19 protein-coding genes and 5 pseudogenes are annotated in these 20,817 nt (G+C 45.0%); 12 read left to right on the plus strand and 12 right to left on the minus strand.

The window, feature by feature from the left end:
- Nucleotides 1–60: 60 nt before the first annotated feature.
- Both A7090_RS17280 and pilV read left to right on the plus strand, forming a co-directional pair.
- Nucleotides 61–387, plus strand: a pseudogene (locus A7090_RS17280) (type 4 pilus major pilin); the annotation flags it as partial.
- Between the two features lie 40 nt (nt 388–427).
- Entirely contained in the window at nt 428–1,876 is a 1,449-nt protein-coding gene (pilV, locus tag A7090_RS17285) for a shufflon system plasmid conjugative transfer pilus tip adhesin PilV (RefSeq protein WP_105274954.1), read from the plus strand.
- Nucleotides 1,877–1,984: 108 nt separating this feature from the next.
- Here the strand turns inward: pilV and A7090_RS17290 are convergent, their stop codons facing one another.
- From A7090_RS17290 to hiuH, 6 genes are all read right to left on the minus strand, one after another.
- On the minus strand, nt 1,985–3,682 hold the full coding sequence (locus tag A7090_RS17290) for a dsDNA nuclease domain-containing protein (RefSeq protein WP_105274955.1): 1,698 nt from the start codon (nt 3,680–3,682) through the stop codon (nt 1,985–1,987).
- A gap of 207 nt (nt 3,683–3,889) precedes the next feature.
- Nucleotides 3,890–5,116: a tyrosine-type recombinase/integrase gene (locus A7090_RS17295; protein ID WP_105274956.1), complete on the minus strand. Its 1,227-nt coding sequence runs from the start codon at nt 5,114–5,116 to the stop codon at nt 3,890–3,892.
- A 329-nt stretch (nt 5,117–5,445) separates the two neighbouring features.
- Entirely contained in the window at nt 5,446–6,096 is a 651-nt protein-coding gene (gene zinT / locus A7090_RS17300; protein ID WP_105274957.1) for a metal-binding protein ZinT, read from the minus strand.
- A gap of 256 nt (nt 6,097–6,352) precedes the next feature.
- Entirely contained in the window at nt 6,353–6,988 is a 636-nt protein-coding gene (gene msrQ / locus A7090_RS17305) for a protein-methionine-sulfoxide reductase heme-binding subunit MsrQ (protein ID WP_105274958.1), read from the minus strand.
- Nucleotides 6,989–7,993, minus strand: a complete 1,005-nt coding sequence (msrP, locus tag A7090_RS17310) for a protein-methionine-sulfoxide reductase catalytic subunit MsrP (RefSeq protein WP_105274959.1) — start codon at nt 7,991–7,993, stop codon at nt 6,989–6,991.
- 102 nt (nt 7,994–8,095) lie between these two features.
- Nucleotides 8,096–8,509 carry a hydroxyisourate hydrolase gene (gene hiuH / locus A7090_RS17315; protein WP_105274960.1) on the minus strand — a complete coding sequence of 138 codons (414 nt, stop codon included), beginning with the start codon at nt 8,507–8,509 and terminating at the stop codon, nt 8,096–8,098.
- Between the two features lie 132 nt (nt 8,510–8,641).
- On the opposite strand from hiuH, the gene hprR reads away from it, so the two are divergent.
- A complete protein-coding gene (hprR, locus tag A7090_RS17320; protein ID WP_024221659.1) occupies nt 8,642–9,313 on the plus strand; it encodes a response regulator transcription factor HprR in 672 nt (223 codons plus the stop codon).
- Nucleotides 9,313–10,671, plus strand: a complete 1,359-nt coding sequence (hprS, locus tag A7090_RS17325; RefSeq protein ID WP_105274961.1) for a two-component system sensor histidine kinase HprS — start codon at nt 9,313–9,315, stop codon at nt 10,669–10,671. The genes hprR and hprS overlap by 1 nt, the downstream gene beginning before the upstream one ends.
- Nucleotides 10,672–10,710: 39 nt before the next feature.
- On the opposite strand, the pseudogene A7090_RS17330 reads toward hprS, so the two are convergent.
- A pseudogene (locus A7090_RS17330) lies at nt 10,711–10,965 on the minus strand (hypothetical protein); the annotation flags it as partial.
- Between the two features lie 207 nt (nt 10,966–11,172).
- Nucleotides 11,173–12,366 carry a porin OmpC gene (ompC, locus tag A7090_RS17335; RefSeq protein ID WP_105274963.1) on the minus strand — a complete coding sequence of 398 codons (1,194 nt, stop codon included), beginning with the start codon at nt 12,364–12,366 and terminating at the stop codon, nt 11,173–11,175.
- 650 nt (nt 12,367–13,016) lie between these two features.
- Between ompC and drpB the strand changes: the two genes are divergently transcribed.
- From drpB to vsr, 4 genes and pseudogenes are all read left to right on the plus strand, one after another.
- Nucleotides 13,017–13,298, plus strand: coding sequence for a cell division protein DrpB (gene drpB / locus A7090_RS17340; RefSeq protein WP_249788858.1), 282 nt, complete (start codon nt 13,017–13,019; stop codon nt 13,296–13,298).
- A gap of 44 nt (nt 13,299–13,342) precedes the next feature.
- Nucleotides 13,343–13,441: pseudogene (locus A7090_RS26680) on the plus strand (phosphohydrolase); the annotation flags it as partial.
- Between the two features lie 168 nt (nt 13,442–13,609).
- A pseudogene (locus A7090_RS17350) lies at nt 13,610–14,098 on the plus strand (DNA cytosine methyltransferase); the annotation flags it as partial.
- On the plus strand, nt 14,079–14,549 hold the full coding sequence (vsr, locus tag A7090_RS17355; protein ID WP_105274965.1) for a VSPR family DNA mismatch endonuclease: 471 nt from the start codon (nt 14,079–14,081) through the stop codon (nt 14,547–14,549). The pseudogene A7090_RS17350 and the gene vsr, both read left to right, overlap by 20 nt.
- Here the strand turns inward: vsr and yedA are convergent.
- Nucleotides 14,538–15,458 carry a drug/metabolite exporter YedA gene (gene yedA / locus A7090_RS17360; RefSeq protein WP_105274966.1) on the minus strand — a complete coding sequence of 307 codons (921 nt, stop codon included), beginning with the start codon at nt 15,456–15,458 and terminating at the stop codon, nt 14,538–14,540. The genes vsr and yedA overlap by 12 nt on opposite strands.
- Before the next feature lie 172 nt (nt 15,459–15,630).
- On the opposite strand from yedA, the gene A7090_RS17365 reads away from it, so the two are divergent.
- The 3 genes from A7090_RS17365 to dgcQ all read left to right on the plus strand — a co-directional run bounded on the left by A7090_RS17365 (nt 15,631) and on the right by dgcQ (nt 18,697).
- Nucleotides 15,631–16,548 carry a DUF808 domain-containing protein gene (locus A7090_RS17365; RefSeq protein ID WP_105274967.1) on the plus strand — a complete coding sequence of 306 codons (918 nt, stop codon included), beginning with the start codon at nt 15,631–15,633 and terminating at the stop codon, nt 16,546–16,548.
- 78 nt (nt 16,549–16,626) lie between these two features.
- Complete coding sequence (locus tag A7090_RS17370) at nt 16,627–16,809, plus strand: YodC family protein (RefSeq protein ID WP_021571887.1); 183 nt, start codon at nt 16,627–16,629, stop codon at nt 16,807–16,809.
- 193 nt (nt 16,810–17,002) lie between these two features.
- Nucleotides 17,003–18,697, plus strand: a complete 1,695-nt coding sequence (gene dgcQ / locus A7090_RS17380; RefSeq protein WP_105274968.1) for a cellulose biosynthesis regulator diguanylate cyclase DgcQ — start codon at nt 17,003–17,005, stop codon at nt 18,695–18,697.
- On the opposite strand, the gene A7090_RS17385 is transcribed toward dgcQ, so the two are convergent.
- Nucleotides 18,694–19,509: a mannosyl-3-phosphoglycerate phosphatase-related protein gene (locus A7090_RS17385; RefSeq protein ID WP_105274969.1), complete on the minus strand. Its 816-nt coding sequence runs from the start codon at nt 19,507–19,509 to the stop codon at nt 18,694–18,696. The genes dgcQ and A7090_RS17385 overlap by 4 nt on opposite strands.
- A gap of 294 nt (nt 19,510–19,803) precedes the next feature.
- A complete protein-coding gene (yodD, locus tag A7090_RS17390; RefSeq protein ID WP_000844800.1) occupies nt 19,804–20,031 on the minus strand; it encodes a peroxide/acid resistance protein YodD in 228 nt (75 codons plus the stop codon).
- Between the two features lie 162 nt (nt 20,032–20,193).
- Between yodD and dsrB the strand changes: the two genes are divergently transcribed.
- Nucleotides 20,194–20,382, plus strand: a complete 189-nt coding sequence (gene dsrB / locus A7090_RS17395; RefSeq protein WP_000867217.1) for a protein DsrB — start codon at nt 20,194–20,196, stop codon at nt 20,380–20,382.
- Between the two features lie 43 nt (nt 20,383–20,425).
- Here dsrB and rcsA read toward each other — a convergent pair.
- A pseudogene (rcsA, locus tag A7090_RS17400) lies at nt 20,426–20,809 on the minus strand (transcriptional regulator RcsA); the annotation flags it as partial.
- Nucleotides 20,810–20,817 lie beyond the last annotated feature (8 nt).

Below are 20,817 nucleotides of genomic sequence, written 5' to 3' on the forward strand. Positions count from 1 at the left end.
GAGTCACCTCTGATTGAGAGTTTACTCACTTAGTCCCGTGTCCACTATTGGTGGGTAGGATCAGTTCAGGCAAAAATATTCCCCGACAATATGTTAAGTGGGTCAGGAACGGCAGCTAAACCCATCAATGCCTTTAAAGGTAATGTGACGCTGGCTGCTACAGCGACAGGACCATCATCAGCGGCTGGCTCTTCTTTCACTATCACATACGATAATGTGCCCGCAGCGGAATGTGTGAAGATTGCGACAGCGGCAGCAGGTAATTTCTACATTACCACGGTTGGAACCAAGGTTGTTAAAGCCGCAGGAGGAACACTCGATGTGGCAGCTACGGCAGCGGCCTGTAATAACGCCACAAGTAATACATTAGTTTTCACGTCTATTTAATGAAGAGGGCGTTGGCCATTGCTAAAACAGGGAGATAATTATGATAAAGAATAAAGGATTTACCTTACTGGAAGTCAGTATTGTGTTAGGTATTGGAACACTTATCGCTTTTATGAAGTTTCAGGATATGAGAAACAATCAGGAAACGGTTATGGCGGAAAATGTCGGAACACAGATTAAACAGCTTGGTGAAGCTGTTAACCGCTATATCAGTATTCGCTATGACAAGATTTCCACACTGTCATCATCCAACAACCAAAGCAGCGATCCGGGGCCAAGAACCTGTACGGCTAATGGTTGTGAAATCACTTACCAGACGTTGATTAATGAAGGGCTGTTGCCTGTAGGCTATACAGGAACTAACGCGCAAAAAGCATCCTACAAGATTGTGTTAAAGCGTTCAGGAACAGCGCCGGATTACGTCATTAACGGCCTTATAACAACCGCCAGCCCGTGGGAAGAAGGTGGTCGTATTCGCTATGATCTGCTGGGTAAAGCTGTTCAGGCAGCTGGTGTTGATGGTGGTATGAGCAGAAGCACCAAGATCGCTTCTGGCTATGGTGGTCAGTGGAGTGAGAGTTCAGGGAACTACAGCAATATTACTGACGGTGGATTGCTGGCCTACCGCGTAGGCTATAACTCTTCTATGTATTCTGTTTATTTGCGCCGTGATGGAACGTTGCCGATGACGGGTGATCTGAATCTTGGTGGTAAGAGCATCAAAAACATCAAAGATATGACGGCATCAGGGACAACAACAACCGGAGCACTTAAGACAACGGGTAATGCGTCTGTTGCGTCAGATCTGACTGTGGGTGGAACCTCTACCCTTAATGGTCCTGTAAATATTAACAACAACCTGAAAGTAAAATCCGATACCTATTTGAATACGCTATCAACAACAGGTCTGGCGAAGTTCGGAGGACGTATAGCCACCAACGGACTCAATCCCAACGATCTACCGTCAGGATGGGCCGGAGGTGTTCGCACCTATGACTTGTATGCGTCTGGAACTGTTGGTGTTGGAACAGGGAAAGCAGTTAAAGCTTACATGAACAACGCGGGTAATATCTATGCGTCAGGTAATCTTACCGCCGGAACGATAAAATCTAATGGGACAATTGAATCAACAGGCAGAATCAAGGCAGGTGAATATCTCCACCTGAACGGTCAGGCAACATTAAATGCGAAATGTACGCCTAATGGTCTGGTGGGGCGAGACAGTACAGGTAGAGTGTTATCGTGTGTTAATGGAAAATGGCAGACAGCAAGCGGTGATGGCCTGAAAGGTATTTTTATTACGATACAAGGTAAATGTACGATACCTAACAGTGATACAGGGGTATGTTCTTGTCCGGGGTCTATATACGATCCGAGGGTTGCTTATTTATCAGGAACATTAATATCTGAATATGATCAACAAACCTGTAGCGGTGTAAAAAATACACATTGTACCAGTAGTATAAGGAATATATATGCATGTCGATAAAAGATTTATCTTCGTGTGAACGATTGAAACATTATGTTTTTGAATGACAAGGGGCGATGGCCCCTTACTTAATTTTTTTTAAATGAAAGCAAGGACGGTTTTTATATATCATATCGACGATATGGGTATTTCTATGTTTAGATCTGGTCTGCTCGGAATATCAGGTGGTCGGTCAATCACTTTCCCTTTATCGCAGAATCCATTCAAAATTGACATCATTCCAACAACTTTTAGGGCGTGTTGCATTATCTGACGTTCCTTGTGTTTAGATTCACTATTATAACAACTGCGAGCATTAATTATTAATGGTGCTGATACAATAGGCGGGTTTTTAGGTGAAAAGCATGTTTTGTCTAACATTTTTTGATCTAATCCAATTGTGTCTCTCAAATCTGCATTTGATACATTTACATCTTGAAGATTCGCCTCTGTTAGTATTGTATATCTCATATTAGTTGAATTAAGTTCTGCTTGTGTAAAGTTAACTTTACTAAAATCAGAACCAGTGAAATCACCGTTAGATAAATTAGCCCCATTCAGAGTCGCATTTTTAAAATTTGCTGAACGAGCAATTGTATTATTCAATGACGAACCTATCATATTTGCATTTTCAAAATTGGATTCGTCCATTAGTGCATTTTTAAATGAGCTTGCATTAAGTTCACTGAAGCGTCCAAATTGCGCCAAATATAAATTTGAACTGTCAAAATTAACACCGGTTCCTCTAATGCCTATAAAAATACCACGGCGTAATGTTAAACTGGACAGATCTTTACATTGAAAGTTAGCGCCGGATAGATCTATATTATCAAGAGGAAATTTATTATTTCGTATTGCAGAAACAGCCTCATCGAACTCTGGAGGAATCGATGTGTCTTTTGCTGATTTAAGTATTCGAATAGAGCGTTCTAGTAAACTTTCAGGTTTTAAATTGTAGAACGCGAGAAAAGAAAGTATTACAATAATAGAAACAGCAACTAAGGATGATTTAATTTTCTTATAAAATATATTTTTTGGTAATTTGTATACAACTTTTCTCGCTTCATTAATGGTGACTCTCTTATTTATATTTTGATTTTCACTTAGCCCATTTGTCGTTGTTATAGATAGATATAATTCAATAGCAGATGTATCTAAGGAATTAGCTCTATTAATAATGGTTAATAAATTATCACTTATATCTTTTACTACGTGTTGTGGAAGTGCATTAATTTTAGGTAAGGTTGAGAGTTCAGCGGCAACTTCATATTGAAATCCCGTAAGCGATTTTCCTTTTATAAATTCCATTTTAGCTAACACAGCCTTTATAATCGCAAATGGCTGTTGGATTCTATCTATCCATTTATTTAATAAAGGTCCTATTTCCGCATCAACTTTTTCGTTGATAATCAAATCTTTTATGCTTAGAGGACTACGTATTATATCATCAACGCTGTTTGAGGATGACTGTGGGATATATACATCATTATTAGAATAAAAGAAATATTTTCTGACGGACTTGCTATATTTTTTCTCTAAATCACAAAATCGATTAATTGAATCTATAACTGATTTATCGTTTGATTTCCACTTTGATTCAGAAGACTTTGTCTTAACTTGATAGACATCAATCAGGCCATTTTCTTTTACTGCAATTATGTCTTCATAATGCTCGAACCATATTTCTACATAGCTGTTATCTTGTAAAGAACCGATTAGAAGTTGTGCGCCAACCGTATCTTGATAATGAAAAGCTCTACGAACATCTGCTGCTCTATCCTTTGATAAACCATATTCATCTTGTGGGAATGGTATCTCCTTATCCATCGTTATCTCAGTCCTTAATTTTGTAAGATTGGATTAAATATTTTATTGATAATAGTTTTATATTAACAATCAATTAAATAAAGAAGATCTTACTGCGTTTAATAAGTAAATTCAATGGATTGGTCTCCAATCACGAGTGGCATTGGGTAAGTTGTCTCCTCAATTTTGCTTAACATACTCCCTTGATGAAATTCCTTCATAAGTTGTTCAGATGTTGATTGCACAATACCCCGACCACTCATCCATCAATGCCACCCGCTTAGGCCATAACGTCCCACGTTGATACGCTGCCTCGGCCTTATCTGCCAACTGGTGAGCTAACGCATGTTCAATTACCTCACGCGGGTAGTTGGTCGTTTCACCAGCCCAATCACGGAATGTTGATCTGAACCCATGCTGCGTTAAATCGGTGTATCCCATTCGCTTTAGGACTGCCAGTAAAGCAGTATCCGAGAGTTGTCCCTTCCGGGTGGCAGGGAATACAAAATTTATACCCTTAAAGCGTGGTAAAGCTTTTAACAGGGCAACAGCAGCATCAGACAATGGAACCCGATGCTCTTTCGCTGCTTTCATTCGACTGGCGGGTATGGTCCATGTTTTACCTTCAAGATCGATCTCTGACCACTCGGCACCACGAATTTCACCTGAGCGTGCTGCGGTCAGTATGGCAAACTCAAGCGCACGAGGCGAAACGCCGCTTCGTTCACGTAGTTCTTTCATAAAGGAGCCGAGCTGGTTATAGGGAAGGGCCGCATGGTGTTTGGTGACCTGAACTTTACTTGGCTGAGGCAACAAAGGTTTCAGCATACCTTTCCATGCAGCAGGATTATCACCTTCAAAGTATTCTTTGGCCTTGGCGTAATCAATCACTGTTTCAATACGTCCACGTAGACGGCTGGCAGTTTCATTCTTGGTTAACCAGATAGGTTCCAGTATTGCCAGAAGATCAACTTTGGTGATTTCACTAACGGCCTTTTTGCCAATGAAAGGGTAGGCATAGGTCTCCAGTGTGGAACGCCATTGCGCGAGATGTTTTTTGTTCTTCATCTCACTGTCTTTGACTTCCAGCACTTCTTCACAACATTCGGCAAAGGTCTTTTTCTTCCGGTCCAGTATTTCCTGCCGGGCTTTTTGCTCGTGTTTTTCTTGAAGGGGATTAATACCATTACGGATTTGTTTACGTAGCTCACGCGCTTTGTCACGCGCTTCGGCTAAGGAGACTTCCGGGTAGGGGCCAAGCCCCATATTCAAACGTCTTGGAACTGTTCTACCGAGATTGTTGATTCGGGTTCCCATAGCCACGCAAAGAACCCATGCACGGGACTGATTTCGGATGCGAAGGTATAAACCATCCACACCACCTACGGCATACATACCTTCGGATTTTAATCGTGATACGACGAGTCCTGAGAGTTCCTTGGCCTTCTTTGGCATAGCAAAATCCTGTCATACAACCCGCCATACATACGGTACTGCATAAAATAGCTGATTGTTTGCACAGTAGCAATACACTGCCGAACAAAAAAATAATGACAATATTTTGTTTTTAAAGGAAAAATAGCACTTTGGTGGGCATTGTCGAACACTAAAAAATTAGACCCTCTCTCCGCCACTTTATCAATGACTTATCTCCCAACTTCCTGCCTTGCTTGTCCTTAACAGAACAATCGTAGAATATTCTTGTAGGGGTAGATCGTCACTGTTTTCTGTTCGATACTGTGACATTCAGCACTTGATTAGCTATTGATCTGGCAGGAACTGAATCAATGAGACATCATTTCCTCGACGACTTCTTCGCTACTCAACTGATATGGATAATATGTTGGCCAATTTTCCATTTCATTCAATAAAGATTGCTGTGAATCATTACCCATAAAAATGTGAAAATGAGACGATTTTCGAGGTGCAATTATATGATCGCTAAACTGTATATATTTAGGTGCTTTGCTTTCAGGATCTTTACATTCGAATAAGTAACGAACGCCTTTCTTGCCTGATTTATAGGTGAGTATTTTGTATCCATTGTAATCATATTTACAGGATGTTGTTTCATTATTTCTATGGAATTCAACAATGCCGTCCTCAATACCAATCATTTCGATATCTGTCGCATAACCTTTACGATAATAATCTTTAACTTCAGCAAATGTCTTGGTTTTATCTGCATCCGCTTTCTTCTGAAAAACGGGGTCAAGTTTGCCACTTTGTAGTAAAGGATAAACGGATTGCCAGACTCCATCCCAGTCACTGAACGTTCGATTTTGTACATTGGCATCATCAAAAACACCGTTAGCAGCTTTTTGTTCGACCTCTGTTAAGGGGATACCGTGTGAGTGATGAGCATGCGAAAAGGCAGGAGCGCTGACAATAAATATGCCTAAAGCAATAGCTGGTTTATGAAGACGAATCGCCAAAACAGTTTCCTCCAGAGTTATTGTATATGATGTGTAATGTTATATTGTAACACCAAGCAAAATGCAACAACTCTTAGGAAACGAGTGCATAGTGTTCTCAGACGTATTTACCTATCTTATTGAAATGAAATAAATTATGTCGATGATTTGAGATTGATGACAAATGAAATATAACCTGATGCGATCTGTGTAGGCCGGATAAGGCGCTCGCGCCACATCCGGCAGGGATAACGCGTACTTTGTCAGCAACAGGAAGTTATATGGATAATTTGTTGTGAACCTGCTTGTGTAACCGCTTGAAAAGGGAAAGCAACTTTTTATACCGTAAGGCTAAAAGCAGTACAGCCAGCCCTGCGTAGATGAGTGGCTGTGGTGAAATAATCTTCACTGACCACAAATAATGTATTGGGGCCAGGATCGCGACAAGATAGACGCAGTTATGCAACTGTTGCCAGTGTTTGCCGAGCTTTCGTAGCATCGCCTGGGTTGAAGTGAATGCTAAAGCAAGCAAAATTACCCAGCTGATAATTCCTAACGTTAAATAAGGTCGGGTAATTAACTCCTTACTTAATAACGCCAGATTATTCACACCCAGCTCCAGCAATGCGTAACTGGCTAAATGCAGTGTCGCCCAGGTAAAGCACCATAAGCCTAACAGGCGGCGAGTGCGTATCAATAACGGCTGCTTTGCGTAACGCGTCAGAGGGGTGATTAACAAAGTCGCCAGCAAAAATTTCAGTGCAGTGCGACCAGTAAAATGCTGAATATCTTTCACCGGATCGGCCCCCAGTCCACCATGATTGATCGCCCAGGCCAGCCAGAGAAACGGCAACAATCCGGCAAGATGCAGGCAAACTTTCAGCCATGTCACCTGTTGTGCTGTCAGACGCATTTAGAAATTCTCCCGCAAATCCAGGCCACGATACAGCGATGCCACCTGGTCGGCGTAACCATTAAACAATAGCGTTGGTTGGCGCTGTACATCGAGGATGCCACCTGAACCAATAAATCGTTCAGTAGCTTGTGACCAGCGCGGGTGATCAACATGTGGATTAACGTTGGCGTAAAAACCGTATTCGTCAGGTGCTGCCAGATTCCAGGTGGTTGGTGGACGCTCACGGGTCAGCTTAATACTGACGATCGATTTAATTCCTTTAAAGCCATATTTCCATGGCACAATCAGTCGCACCGGCGCACCATTTTGTGGCGGTAACGCCTTGCCATAAACACCTACGGTCATCAGTGTGAGCGGATGCATTGCTTCGTCGAGACGCAATCCTTCGACATAAGGATATTTCAGCCCGCCGCCGATAAAGCGGTCCCGCTGGCCTGGCATCTGTTCCGGCGCATAAATCGTTTCGAAAGCGACATACTTCGCATTGCTGGTTGGTTCGGCAAGCGCCAGTAATTTGTGCAGTGGAAAACCAATCCACGGCACCACCATCGACCACGCTTCCACGCAGCGCATACGATAAATACGCTCTTCCAGTGGGAAGCGACGAGTTAAATCATCGTGATCGAGCGTTAATGGTTTTGCTACTTCGCCGCTGATTTTCAATGTCCATGGATCGGTTTTTAGGCTACCAGCATTAGCGGCGGGATCGGCTTTATCCAGCCCGAATTCATAGAAGTTGTTATAACCGGAGACTTTATCTTCTGGCGTCAGTGGCAGGTTATTTTGCCAGGCGGCAGGCTTGCTGAACTCCAGCGGTTTTCCGGCAGGGGTGGGGGGACGATCGTTCCCTTTAAACCAGCTAAGCAGATCAGCATGTGCGGCATGAGGCAACGAAAGTGCAGCTGCGCTGATGCCCAGTGCTTTTAACACCTGCCGACGCTGCATAAAGAATACCGACTCGGCAGTAACATCAGATTCTTTTAAAAATTGATTCTTTTTCATAAGCCATCACACTGTTTTGTCGTTAACTAATAAGAGACTGTTAATATGTCAGGGAGTATCTTCCCTAACAGTAGCAGAGATCTGCTTTTACGTATTTATGCATTAACTGCCACGATAGGTTGAATACCCATATTGGCTGAGTAATAAAGGAACATGATAATGCTCGTTCACTTTATTAATATGAAATTCAACGGGGATCTCAGGGAAGAAACTTTCAAGATTTTGTTTCTTAAAATATTCTCCAGTTTTAAATACGACACGGTAATCGCCCGTGGTTGCAGTTTGCTCGGGCCACAATGCCTTAATTCGACCATCCTTGTCCGTTTTGGCGGTATTAAGCTGTAACCAGCCATTAACCGCTTTCTTTTCAAGAGTGACAGTCACATCGGCAGCGGGTTTTCCTGTTTGCTGGTTCAAAATGTGCACGCTAAGAATGTTTTGTTGTGCGGCATAACCCAAAGAGGGTAATGAGAATGCAGCCATTGCTACCGAGAGTAGTAAATAACGCTTTAACATGTTTATATCCTTGTCATGTGGATGCGTTTTGAGGATAGCGAAAAATTTTCTGGGATAACCTTACAGAAGCATTACAATTTTGTAATGAACCAGACTGTTTCTATAACATATGATTTATGGCATATTATTTTCATGAAAATTCTACTTATTGAAGATAATCAAAGGACCCAGGAGTGGGTAACGCAGGGGCTTTCAGAAGCAGGTTATGTCATTGATGCCGTTTCTGATGGCAGAGATGGGCTTTATCTTGCGCTTAAGGATGATTATGCATTGATCATTCTGGATATTATGCTTCCGGGTATGGATGGCTGGCAGATCTTACAAACGTTACGAACGGCAAAACAAACCCCTGTTATTTGCCTTACAGCCAGGGATTCTGTCGATGACAGAGTCAGAGGGCTGGACAGTGGGGCAAATGATTATCTGGTAAAACCTTTTTCATTTTCTGAGTTGCTGGCAAGGGTTCGGGCACAATTAAGACAACACCATGCTCTGAATTCAATATTAGAAATCAGCGGTTTAAGAATGGACTCTGTCAGCCAAAGTGTGAGCAGAGACAATATCAGTATTACACTGACGCGGAAGGAATTTCAGTTACTTTGGCTACTGGCCTCCAGAGCTGGCGAAATTATACCCAGAACGGTTATTGCGAGTGAAATTTGGGGAATCAACTTTGATAGTGATACCAATACGGTGGATGTTGCTATTCGCAGGCTCCGCGCAAAAGTTGATGATCCTTTTCCTGAAAAGCTAATCGCCACAATCCGAGGGATGGGGTATTCATTTGTAGCGGTAAAAAAATAATGAAAAGATTATCCATAACAGTCCGTTTAACTTTGCTTTTTATATTACTGCTGTCTGTTGCTGGTGCTGGAGTTGTATGGACTCTCTATGATGGCCTGGCGAGTGAATTGAAATGGCGCGATGATACAACACTCATTAACCGGACTGCGCAGATCAAGCAGTTGTTAATCGATGGGGTAAATCCAGATACTTTGCCTGTGTACTTTAACCGGATGATGGATGTTAGTCAGGATATCTTGATCATTCATGGTGATGGCATCAATAAAATTGTTAACCGAACAAATGTCAGTGATGGCATGTTAAATAACATACCTGCGACTGAGGCAATCAGCGCCGCTGGCATTTACAGAAGCATTATTAATGATACAGAGATAGATGCTTTACGAATTAATATTGATGAAATTTCGCCATCATTAACGGTTACTGTGGCTAAATTGGCTTCAGCAAGACATAACATGCTGGAACAGTATAAAATTAACAGCATTATAATTTGCATTGTCGCCATTATATTGTGCTCAGTATTGAGCCCGCTGTTAATCAGAACGGGATTACGAGAGATCAAAAAGTTGAGTGGTGTAACTGAAGCATTGAATTATAACGATGCTCGTGAACCTGTTGAGGTTAACGTATTACCGAGAGAACTAAAACCTCTTGGGCAGGCATTGAATAAAATGCACCATGCTTTAGTAAAAGATTTTGAGCGCCTAAGCCAATTTGCAGACGATCTCGCTCATGAACTTAGAACGCCCATTAATGCATTACTTGGTCAGAATCAGGTTACGCTCAGTCAAACCAGAAGTATCGCTGAATATCAAAAAACAATTGCCGGAAACATTGAAGAGCTGGAAAACATTTCGCGGCTAACAGAGAATATACTGTTTCTTGCCAGAGCAGATAAAAACAATGTATTGGTGAAACTGGATTCGCTTTCTCTCAATAAGGAAGTTGAAAATTTGTTAGACTATCTTGAATACCTTTCAGACGAGAAAGAGATTCGTTTTAAGGTCGAGTGTAATCAACAAATATTTGCTGATAAAATTTTACTGCAACGAATGTTATCGAATCTTATTGTTAACGCTATTCGATATTCTCCAGAAAAATCGCGCATTCATATAACTAGTTTTCTTGATGCCAACGGCGCTCTTAACATTGATATCGCCAGCCCTGGAACGAAAATTAATGAGCCGGAAAAACTCTTCCGTCGATTTTGGCGGGGAGATAACTCGCGTCATTCCGTAGGTCAGGGACTTGGTCTTTCTTTAGTCAAAGCGATTGCCGAATTGCATGGGGGAAGTGCTACGTATCACTATCTAAATAAGCATAATGTGTTCCGTATCACGTTACCGCAAAGAAATTAACATATGGCTTTAGTACGCTATGTGTTAACCGTGAAAAAACGCAGCCACGTCCTGGCTTTCGGGTAAACCAATAAGTGCGCCATGACCACCAGGAACAAAGATTGCTGCATATTCGCTGTCAACGTTGAGGCTGGCGACACCATCCGCGGCGATCATCAGCATTTTATGTTTACCGCGATATGGTTTGGGATAGTCCACGCCATCAAGATCAGAGACAGGACTGGTATATTGGCTAAGCGAATATTCTGAAGGGAAGAATGCATTATCTTCTGCAATATTGATCTGCGGATTAATTCATAAGAATGTGCATTTGGCGTGTTGGCTGGAAGAGTAACGGGTAGATGTTATTGTGCCAGAAGGGTAATGTGCCGTATCGATAGGCTTTGGCAATTGCGCGTGCCACAGATGGAGATGAAATGCCCAAAAAAGCCTGAGTTCAATGAGGGACGAACTCAGGCTGGTGTTATGTTCTACAGTAACACGCCGTGGCGTGTTGGCTGATTAGAACTGGTAGACTAAGCCCACAGCAACGATATCATCGGTAGCGATGCCGTTTGCTTCGTAGAAGTCATCGTCGTTGTCCAGCAGGTTGATTTTGTAATCAACATAGGTGGACATGTTTTTGTTGAAGTAGTAGGTCGCACCAATGTCAACGTATTTAACCAGATCTTTATTGGTGTAACGCGGATCGCCGTTACCATCATGTGCCCAGCCACCTAAATCTTTACCTTTAGATTGCAGGTAAGCGATGGACGGACGCAGACCGAAGTCGAACTGGTACTGAGCAACAACTTCAAAGTTTTGGGTTTTGTTAGCGATGGCTAATCTTGATTCACCATTATCAAACTCGCCACCACCATATGGAGTCATATTGCGAGTTTCAGCATACATGGCTGCTAAGTAAACGTTATTAGCGTCGTATTTAGCACCAACGGTCCATGCTTCAGCGGTTTCACCACCAGCACTTCTGTTGCTATGGTTACGATCATTTAAACCAACTCCAACCTGCTTATCAGTACGGTCAGAGTTAGAGTAAGCTGCACCCAGACTTAAACCGAAGTCGAAGTCATAGGTCGTAGACATACCGAAACCATCGCCATTTTCTTTAGCAAGGTTACGACCATTACCATTGCCAGAACCTTCCTGACCGAATAGACCACCGTCTTCATTATTACCCTGATATTGCAGAGCAAAGTTCAGACCGTCAACCTGACCAAAGAAGCCATTGTTACGATAGGTTGCAACACCATTAGCACGACCGTTCATGAAGTTGTCGGCACCCGCATAGGTATCGCCACCAAATTCTGGCAGCATATCGGTCCATGCTTCTACGTCATAAACAACACCATAGTTACGACCATAGTCAAAGGTACCATTTTGACCGAAACCTAAACCGGCAAATGCCAGACGAGTTGCGGTATTACCCTTGTTGCTTTCAGGGCCGTTAGCACCAATGTTAAATTCCCACTGACCATAGCCAGTGAACTGGTCAGCGATCTGAGTTTCACCTTTGAAACCGATACGGGCATATGACATGTCGCCATCATTACCAGCATCATCAGAGAAGTAGTGCAGGCCGTCTACTTTTCCGTACAAATCCAGTTTATTACCATCTTTATTATAGACTTCAGCCGCATTTGCTGCGCCAGCAACTAATAACGCCGGGACCAGCATTGCCAGAACTTTTCTTTTCATTATGTATTCCCTTGTGATTATAATCTTCATGAATATATCAATAAGTGCCGTTATCCAAAAAAAAAGCACGTTTGGATACTATTCTATGAAGTTCATTTTATTTTAAAGATTACATGTAACAAATGTATTTAAAAGATTTCAAAATGTTTCTATTGTATTTAATATAATTCGTGGTTATGAATTTCAAATATAACTATTCATGAAAATTATGAAGATATATCAATGCGTTATTGATTGTCTGGAAAGATAGAGTGTATCAATGATTGTTGCGCCAAACGTCTGGTGTGATCGCGCGCACATTAATGAAGACATAAAAAAAGCCGGCATCATGCCGGCCCAAAAATATAAACAAGACGATAAAAGGCTAATAACGGGGCTATCATGACACAGAAATCAAAAAAGGTATAATTTTATTCAGTGTTAATGTATTTTTTATGTGAATTAATAAAGCCTTTACCAAAGATAAAAAATAAATCTTTACTGCTGTTTTTCCTGTAATTACTGCCGTTGTGCAAAATTTATCTATTTGTTTAAAAAATGATTGAGTCTTGACTGGCTCATCTAATGTGGAAAAATGTGATATTTATCACATAATAGTACTAAGTCTAAATTTTCCGGGTTATCTCAAAATGGAATACGGTTCGATAAAGATGGAAGAGAGACTCTCTCGCAGTCCTGGTGGCAAACTAGCTTTGTGGGCTTTCTATACATGGTGTGGCTATTTCGTCTGGGCAATGGCGCGTTACATCTGGGTGATGAGCCGGGTCCCCGATGTCCCCGTGTCGGGATTTGAAAGTGATTTAGGCTCTACCGCAGGAAAGTGGTTAGGGGCGCTGGTCGGATTTTTATTTATGGCTCTGGTCGGGGCATTGTTAGGCAGCATTGCCTGGTACACCCGACCTCGTCCCGTACGTAGCAGACGCTATGAATAAAAACTGCTAAGGTTGCGACTCTTTGGCAATGGGGCGCGTATGGACTTTTAGTAGAGTTTATGGCGAAGCTCAGTGCCGCACTGGCAGGGGAGAATGAAGGTGTCGATCACAAGGTGATTGATACGTTTTCACCCACTGTCTGAGCGCGTGGCTCTAAATGGCAGTAATTATGTTAACCTGTCGGCCATCTCAGATGGCCGATTAAATCTATGCAGGAAAATATAGCAGTAACCGATTCATACAGCTCCGGGGATGCCGCACAGGCAATGCTGGAGAAACCGCTGCAAATTTATGATGTTAAAACGCTGGTGGTGCAGCTGCTGGATCCGATGGTCGAGGCGATATGTATCCTGACGTCGGTGCTGTGGAAGTACCTCTATCGTTATGCGAAAAAACATCAGGCGCGCAGTAACGGCTTCGGTTATGGGATGGTTTATCCGAATAATCCGCAAAGCGTCACGCGTACGCTATCTGCTCGTTATTACAAAGATGGCGTGAAAATATTAATCGACCGCGGCTGGGATATGGTAACGGGTGAGAAAGACTTTGATGATCCGCTGAATCAGCAACATCGCCCACGTCGGTTAACGCCTCGTGAATGCGCGCGCTTAATGAGTTTTGAAGCGCCGGGAGAAGCGAAATTCTGCATTCCTGTTTCGGACACTCAGGCCTATCGCCAGTTCGGTAATTCGCTTGTTGTGCCGGTCTTTGCCGCAGTGGCAAAACGGCTTGAGCCAAAAATCAAACAGGCGGTGGCGTTGCGTCAGCAAGAGGCACAACATGGCCGACGTTCACGATAAGGCCACACGCAGCAAAAATATGCGCGCGATTGCCACGCGTGATACGGCGATTGAGAAGCGCCTCGCCAGTCTGTTAACCGGACTGGGACTGGCGTTTCGCGTTCAGGACGCCAGCCTGCCCGGACGCCCGGATTTTGTCGTTGATGAATATCGCTGCGTGATATTTACCCACGGCTGCTTCTGGCACCATCATCACTGCTATCTGTTTAAAGTGCCTGCGACTCGAACCGAGTTCTGGCTGGAGAAGATAGGTAAAAATGTTGAGCGAGATCGCCGCGATATCAGTCGCTTACAGGCGCTCGGCTGGCGCGTACTGATTGTCTGGGAGTGTGCGTTACGCGGGCGCGAGAAGCTGACGGATATGGCGCTTAGTGAGCGTCTGGAAGAGTGGATCTGCGGCGAAGGTGCCAGCGCGCAGATCGACACGCAGGGGATTCATTTACTCGTTTGATACGTCCTGAATAACTGGCGCAACAACGGGTTTTGCCGGGAAGAGATATTTTCCCAACGTGACCAGTACCACCGCGAAGACAATTACGCCGAGCGCCAGCCATTCAATCTTCGACAACGTTTCGCCGCCCAGTCCCGTACCCAGCAAAACCGCGACCACCGGGTTAACGTAGGCATAGCTGGTGGCGAGAGCCGGACTGACATTGCGGATTAAATACATATAAGCGTTGATGGCGATAATCGAACCAAACAGCGCCAGATAGCCGACCGCAAGGAAGCCTGAAAGGGAAGGGATCGCCGTCAGTTTTTCCCCCGCAATCATCGACGCGATCATTAACACCACGCCTGCCGCCAGCATCTCAATCGCCCCCGCCATCATCCCTACAGGCAAGGTAATGCGCGAGCCATAAACTGAGCCGAACGCCCAGCTAATCGAGCCGATTAAAATCAGAATCGCGCCCCACGGATTGCCGCTTAAATTACCACCACTATTGAGCATGATGATTCCGGCAAGTCCAATGGCGATACCCACCCATTCCAGTTTGCGTGTTTTAATGCCAAACAGGCGGCTGAAGCAGAGGGTAAAGAGGGGCACGGTTGCAACCACTACGGCGGCGATGCCGGAAGGAACGTTTTGATGCTCGGCAACCGTTACCATGCCATTACCGACAGCCAGCAATAACAGGCCAATCAGTGCAGCATTAAGCAGCGGACGTAGCGGGGGGAGTTTGTGTCCGCGCAGTAGCAAAAATGCCATCAATAAAATACCGGCGGCCAGGAATCGAACGCCCGCCATCATTAACGGTGGCCAGCTTTCCACACCAATCCGAATGACAAAATAGGTTGAGCCCCAAATGATATACAACGCAAATAGCGCGCCAAAAAGCGGTAACAACTGGCGGAAACGCATAATCCCTCACGGTAGAAATAAAAAGGTGATTCATAGTAAACGTGAAAATCATTCGGCTGGCGAGAGATATAATTGCACTTGGTTGTTAAAAAAATGTTGACCTGTGAAGCAAGTATCAGAGCTGCCGTTTTTGCTTCATACTTAATTCCTTCAACAATAAAAATGAGAGGGAATGCTTTTGGCCGGGAGTAGTTTACTGACGTTGCTCGATGATATCGCCACACTGTTGGACGATATCTCCGTGATGGGCAAATTGGCGGCGAAGAAAACCGCCGGTGTATTAGGGGATGACTTATCGCTCAATGCGCAACAAGTTTCAGGTGTGCGGGCCAATCGGGAACTGCCCGTGGTCTGGGGCGTGGCAAAGGGATCGCTGATCAATAAAGTGATTCTGGTGCCGCTGGCGCTGATTATCAGTGCGTTTATCCCCTGGGCGATTACGCCACTGTTGATGATTGGCGGTGCGTTTCTCTGCTTTGAAGGGGTAGAGAAAGTGCTGCACATGCTGGAGGCGCGTAAACACAAAGAAGAGCCGGTGCAGAGTCAGCAGCGGCTGGAGAAGCTGGCGGTGCAGGACCCGCTAAAGTTTGAAAAGGACAAAATAAAAGGGGCGATTCGTACCGATTTTATTTTGTCAGCGGAAATCGTCGCTATCACGCTGGGGATTGTGGCAGAAGCGCCGTTGCTTAATCAGGTGCTGGTGCTTTCAGGCATCGCACTGGTCGTGACCGTGGGCGTCTACGGTCTGGTTGGGGTTATTGTTAAGATTGATGACCTGGGGTATTGGCTGGCAGAAAAATCCAGCGCGTTGATGCAGGCATTGGGTAAAGGGTTATTGATCATCGCGCCCTGGTTGATGAAAGCGTTATCGATTGTCGGCACACTGGCGATGTTCCTCGTCGGTGGCGGCATTGTGGTACATGGTATTGCGCCGCTGCATCACGCCATTGAACATTTTGCCGGGCAGCAAAGCGCAGTGGTGGCGATGATATTACCGACTGTTTTAAATCTGATTCTTGGTTTTATCATCGGCGGTATCGTGGTGCTGGGAGTGAAAGCCGTAGCGAAAATGCGCGGTCAGGCACATTAATACTCGCACTGGCGATTATGCAATATTCGCCACCTTCAACTAAGGTGAACAAGTTTCACTCGAAAAAAGGAGGCGAGTATGAGCTTTATGGTTAGTGAGGAAGTTACGGTTAAAGAGGGCGGCCCGCGGATGATTGTCACCGGATACTCCAGCGGTATGGTTGAGTGTCGTTGGTATGACGGCTATGGGGTCAAGCGGGAAGCCTTTCATGAAACCGAGCTTGTTCCGGGGGAGGGGAGCCGTCCTGCGGAAGACGTTTGAAAGGGTATCATTAACACCAGACCGGATGCGGCGTGATCGCCCCATCCGGTCTGGTGTGCCAGCGTATGCACTGAATGTCTGATGCGACGCGGTCCTGTCTTATTATGCCACCACTATATAATTATCGCTGTTTTGCGGTACGCTATCGCCAGGCTATGCCAGAATCATAAAAAAGCAGTTGGGAGTCGTCAGGGTGCAGCACGAGACAAAAATGGAAAACCAGAGCTGGTTGAAAAAACTCGCGCGCCGCCTGGGGCCTGGTCATGTCGTCAATCTCTGCTTTATCGTGGTGTTGCTTTTTTCCACTTTGCTCACCTGGCGTGAAGTGGTGGTGCTGGAAGATGCCTATATCTCCAGCCAGCGTAATCATCTGGAAAACGTAGCCAACGCGCTTGATAAGCATTTGCAGTATAACGTCGACAAACTGATCTTTTTGCGTAATGGAATGCGCGAAGCTCTCGTAGCACCACTGGATTTCACCTCTCTGCGTAATGCTGTAACTGAGTTCGAACAGCATCGCGACGATCACGCCTGGCAAATCGAAATCAACCGACGACGCACCCTGCCAGTCAATGGCGTTTCGGATGCATTAGTCAGCGAGGGGAATCTCTTGTCTCGCGAAAATGAAAGCCTCGACAAGGAAATTATCGCTGCGCTGGAAGTTGGTTACTTGCTGCGACTGGCGCACAATTCCTCGTCAATGGTCGAACAGGCTATGTATGTCTCGCGTGCCGGATTTTACGTTTCGACGCAGCCGACGTTGTTTACGCGCAATGTCCCAACGCGTTATTACGGCTATGTCACCCAACCGTGGTTTATCAACCATTCGCAACGAGAAAATCGTCAACGCGCGGTACGCTGGTTCACCTCGCAGCCAGAGCACGCCAGCAATACCGAACCGCAGGTTACCGTCAGTGTTCCGGTAGACAGTGATAACTACTGGTATGGCGTGCTGGGGATGAGTATTCCCGTGCGTACCATGCAGCAATTTTTAAGAAACGCCATCGATAAAAACCTTGATGGCGAATATCAACTCTATGACAGTAAGCTGAGAATATTGACCTCTTCCAATCCTGATTATCTGACAGGGAATATTTTTGATCTTAGTGAACTGGCCTTGCTGGCGCAGGCAATAGAGCATGACACGCGGGGCGGCATTCGTATGAACAGTCATTATATTAGCTGGGAACGGCTGGATCATTTTGACGGTGTGCTGGTGCGCGTCCATACGCTAAGCGAAGGCGTGCGCGGCGATTTCGGCAGCATCAGCATTGCATTAACCCTGCTGTGGGTGCTCTTTACCACCATGTTACTCATCTCCTGGTATGTCATTCGCCGGATGGTCAGCAACATGTATGTTCTGCAAAGCTCGTTGCAGTGGCAGGCGTGGCACGACACCTTAACCCGTTTATATAACCGTGGCGCACTGTTCGAGAAAGCCCGTCTGCTCGCTAAATTGTGTCAGACACACCAACATCCTTTTTCTGTCATTCAGGTTGACCTTGACCATTTTAAAGCGATTAATGACCGCTTTGGTCATCAGGCGGGCGACCGTGTTCTTTCACATGCTGCCGGGTTAATTAGCAGTTCCTTGCGTGCTCAGGATGTTGCCGGGCGGGTCGGTGGCGAGGAGTTTTGTGTGATCCTGCCAGGCGCGAGTCTGTCGCAGGCCGCGGAGGTCGCAGAACGTATTCGCCTGAAGTTAAATGAAAAAGAGATGTTGATCGCCAAGAGTGCGACGATACGCATCAGTGCCTCGCTGGGGGTAAGCAGCAGCGAGGAAACCGGTGATTATGATTTTGAACAACTCCAGTCACTGGCTGACCGTCGGCTTTATCTCGCTAAACAGGCAGGGCGCAATCGAGTGTTCGCGAGCGATAACGCTTAATGGACTGAGAAAAAATGGTCCAGTCCTTCACGCCAGCCTTCCGGTCCTTCACGCTGCGTTCGCCAGACACGGGCCGGATCCTCATGATGCAGATGCACCCCTTCACGGTTTAGCCCTTTTACAATTACCGCGTAATCCATTACCTCCAGTAAGGGCGCATCGTTTGGCCCATCGCCCAGGCCTAGTGTGATTGGACGTTTGCCTGACAATTGTTGATAGGTCGCGATGATCCCGTTGGCGGCCTGAGCCTTTCCGGCAGAAGCATCCAGTACGTGCCAGAAGCGTGCACCCTGCATAAACTGCAAGCCCAGCTCGTTCAGACGAGCGGTAAATTGTGCCATACGCTCGTCACTGTCGCGCCAGATTAACGTTACCGACGCCTCATGCCGCTGCGTCAGCGCCGCTTGGCTACGGCTTAATCCCGTCCATTCGGCGATGGTTGCATCGTCGACATCATCAAAAGTCGTGAATTTAAAATGTTCTTTCTCGCGTAGCGTATTTAAAACCTGGCTGATTTCCCCATGGGTAATACCTGAGATGATGCGTGGAAAACCGTTTATATCTTGCCATAGCTCAGCAAGCTGGATCACAGCGCCATTCTCTGCGATCAGTGGTAAGCCTTGTAGACCCAACGTTTTTTGCAAGTACAGCATTTCCGCTGATGTTTTACTGCTACACAGAATGACGGGAACATTCGCTTCGCGTAGACGGGTTAGCCAGGGGGCTGCCGGCTGCCAGTCATAACTGTGACTGTCCAGCAGGGTGCCATCAAGATCGCTAAAAACCAGTAGTAGTTGTTGAATTGAAAGCATGGTCGCGCAGTACTCCCCTTACCAGGATATTTCTTAAAACAGCACAAATAATCAAAGATGATTTTTTCGGGAGCGATCCCGTTGACGCCAGAGCTATCAAGGTGTGACACGCATCACATTTTTATTCATAAGTCACGTTAATGATTCATATCGCGAATATTTTCTTGTCAGCGAAAAAAATTGCGGATATGGTGGTGAACACATCAGATTTCCTGGTGTAACGAATTTTTTAAGTGCTTCTTGCTTAAGCAAGTTTCATCCCGACCCCCTCAGGGTCGGGTTTTTTTTGTGCATTCAACGATTCACTTCAGAAACGCTAAAGTCATGAATATCCAGTTCGAAAGCATCTGCCAATTCACGCCATGTATGATATTCACGTCCATCGACGCTAACGTGTTCTGAATCGTTCTGGCTGCGATGAACTTCGCTTTCGCTAATTTCATTGATCGCCGCCAGCAGGGCATCGACATCGACGCTGACCTCACGTTTTGCGGTATCGCTGTACTCTTTTGCGGTTTTCATCATCTTTCCTCGCAACCGTTACTTTGTTGTTGCTGCCAGTCGTTAAGTCCGTCTGGCATCTCTTAAGTATAGACCGTCGAGAAAATCGGCACTCGCGCGTGCCTGGCGCTGCCAGAAAAACGAAATTGTTCTAAACTGGCACAAAGCCACAGGAGGAAAACGATGAAGGTGAATGATCGGGTAACAGTCAAAACGGATGGCGGTCCGCGTCGTCCTGGCGTGGTACTGGCAGTTGAGGAGTTTAGTGAAGGCACAATGTACCTGGTTTCGCTGGAAGACTACCCGCTCGGCATCTGGTTCTTTAATGAAGCAGGGCATCAGGACGGTATCTTTGTGGAGAAAGCAGAGTAATCTTATTCAGTCTGACTGGTGGGAAACCACCAGCCAGAATATGTTAGCGCATGTTGACAAAAATACCATTAGTCACATTATCCGTCAGTCGAACGACATGGTAAATAACCTGTTTATTATTCGTTTTGATCTTACGTTTAATATTACCTTTATGCGATGAAACGGTCTTGGCTTTGATATTTATTTGGTCGGAGATTTGAATGGTTCCTTGACCTGCCATCCACATTCGCAACATACTCGATTCGGTCCGGCTCAATGATAACGTTGGCATATTTAAAAACGTAGTCATCGTTGTCTCTTTTTTCAGAATATCGCCAAGGATATCATCGAGAGATTCCGGCTTAATCGATTTAGAACTGATCAATAAATTTTTTCTGACCAATAGATATTCATCAAAATGAACATTGGCAATTGCCATAAAAACGATGGTAATGC

It is taken from the genome of Escherichia sp. MOD1-EC7003, from assembly GCF_002965065.1.
Classification (GTDB): domain Bacteria; phylum Pseudomonadota; class Gammaproteobacteria; order Enterobacterales; family Enterobacteriaceae; genus Escherichia.

Bases quoted from the DNA above. Each gene is read 5' to 3' on its own strand.
- pilV (WP_105274954.1), top strand. From the start codon at position 428: ATGATAAAGAATAAAGGATTTACCTTACTGGAAGTCAGTATTGTGTTA.
- A7090_RS17290 (WP_105274955.1), bottom strand. From the start codon at position 3,682: ATGGATAAGGAGATACCATTCCCACAAGATGAATATGGTTTATCAAAG.
- A7090_RS17295 (WP_105274956.1), bottom strand. From the start codon at position 5,116: ATGCCAAAGAAGGCCAAGGAACTCTCAGGACTCGTCGTATCACGATTA.
- msrQ (WP_105274958.1), bottom strand. From the start codon at position 6,988: ATGCGTCTGACAGCACAACAGGTGACATGGCTGAAAGTTTGCCTGCAT.
- msrP (WP_105274959.1), bottom strand. From the start codon at position 7,993: ATGAAAAAGAATCAATTTTTAAAAGAATCTGATGTTACTGCCGAGTCG.
- hiuH (WP_105274960.1), bottom strand. From the start codon at position 8,509: ATGTTAAAGCGTTATTTACTACTCTCGGTAGCAATGGCTGCATTCTCA.
- hprR (WP_024221659.1), top strand. From the start codon at position 8,642: ATGAAAATTCTACTTATTGAAGATAATCAAAGGACCCAGGAGTGGGTA.
- hprS (WP_105274961.1), top strand. From the start codon at position 9,313: ATGAAAAGATTATCCATAACAGTCCGTTTAACTTTGCTTTTTATATTA.
- ompC (WP_105274963.1), bottom strand. From the start codon at position 12,366: ATGAAAAGAAAAGTTCTGGCAATGCTGGTCCCGGCGTTATTAGTTGCT.
- drpB (WP_249788858.1), top strand. From the start codon at position 13,017: ATGGAAGAGAGACTCTCTCGCAGTCCTGGTGGCAAACTAGCTTTGTGG.
- vsr (WP_105274965.1), top strand. From the start codon at position 14,079: ATGGCCGACGTTCACGATAAGGCCACACGCAGCAAAAATATGCGCGCG.
- yedA (WP_105274966.1), bottom strand. From the start codon at position 15,458: ATGCGTTTCCGCCAGTTGTTACCGCTTTTTGGCGCGCTATTTGCGTTG.
- A7090_RS17365 (WP_105274967.1), top strand. From the start codon at position 15,631: ATGCTTTTGGCCGGGAGTAGTTTACTGACGTTGCTCGATGATATCGCC.
- A7090_RS17370 (WP_021571887.1), top strand. From the start codon at position 16,627: ATGAGCTTTATGGTTAGTGAGGAAGTTACGGTTAAAGAGGGCGGCCCG.
- A7090_RS17385 (WP_105274969.1), bottom strand. From the start codon at position 19,509: ATGCTTTCAATTCAACAACTACTACTGGTTTTTAGCGATCTTGATGGC.
- yodD (WP_000844800.1), bottom strand. From the start codon at position 20,031: ATGAAAACCGCAAAAGAGTACAGCGATACCGCAAAACGTGAGGTCAGC.
- dsrB (WP_000867217.1), top strand. From the start codon at position 20,194: ATGAAGGTGAATGATCGGGTAACAGTCAAAACGGATGGCGGTCCGCGT.